1 protein-coding gene and 1 pseudogene are annotated in these 1,003 nt (G+C 76.6%); both read left to right on the top strand.

What is annotated here, in order from left to right; translation table 11 throughout:
* A partial coding sequence (locus tag FF86_RS31090) for a hypothetical protein (protein ID WP_206779112.1) occupies nt 1-346 on the top strand: 346 nt, incomplete at its 5' end.
* Between the two features lies 1 nt (nt 347).
* A pseudogene (locus FF86_RS31085) lies at nt 348-1,003 on the top strand (hypothetical protein); the annotation flags it as partial.

Below are 1,003 nucleotides of genomic sequence, written 5' to 3'. Positions count from 1 at the left end.
GTTCCTGCTCCCCGAGCAGGCGGAGACGATGATGCAGACGGCCGCGGCCTACGCGCCGCCGTCCGGCCCGCAGATCGGCCGGGACATGGCGCAGGTACCCCAGGCGGTGGAGCACATCGCGGCGGCGATCGCCGGGCTGTCCCGGCTGGCCGCCGACGAGCTGCCGGTGCACGAAACAATCCGCGAGCTGCTGGACTCCGCGGCGGCGCAGATCGTGGCGGCCGCGGGCACGCTGGCCAACCTCGGGCCCCTGTTCGAGCTGGTGCACCAGACCGACCTGCACCGCCTGCGCCAGCCCCGCCCGGGCGAGGGCCTGTGGGACAGCCACCACGCCGGGGACGCCTGAGATGGCCGCGGACAGCACGCCCGACAGCAGTGGGCAGCAGACGCAGACCGCGGGGCGTGGCCGCCGCTGGGAGTGGGAGTGGACCGCGGCCCACGGGCCGCTGGCCGGCACCGTCAACGCCGCCGGCGCGGCGATGAGCGCCGCGATGGTCGGCGACCTCGCGGGCGTGAACCCGCTGTGGGCGGCCGGCGCCGGGCTGGCCGGTGCCGGCGCGAGCGCGCTCGCCGGCGCGCACAGCGGCCTGTCCCGCGCCGGGATCGCCTACCGGGTCGCCTGCTGGACCGCGGCCGGCGGGTGGACGTGGCACGCGATCGGGTCGGGCGCCTGGTCGCTGGATTCGGCCGGCGCCCTGGTCGTCGGCGGCGTCGCCGGCGGACTGTTGGCGCCGGTGTTTGCGCGGCATGAGCGGCAGGAGTCGGCCCGGCGGCGGCGGATGCTGCTGGCGACCGCGCGGGCGCGTACGGCGGAGGAGTGGGTGGACCGCATCGAGCGGGTCTGCCGGATCCGCGGGGTGCAGATCGTCAGCGTGGTCGACTGGGAATCCGGCGCCGGCTACTCGATGGACGTTGATCTGCCTCGGGGCGGGGCGTCCTGGCGGACGTTGGCGAGGTTCTCGGAGGATCTCGCCAACGACGCGGACCTCCCGGCCGGCGCCGG

Source organism: Frankia sp. CpI1-P (genome assembly GCF_001421075.1).
GTDB lineage: Bacteria > Actinomycetota > Actinomycetes > Frankiales > Frankiaceae > Frankia > Frankia torreyi.
The sequence above is the reverse complement of the archived record's forward strand: the minus strand, read 5'-3'. Positions and strand labels throughout refer to the sequence as shown.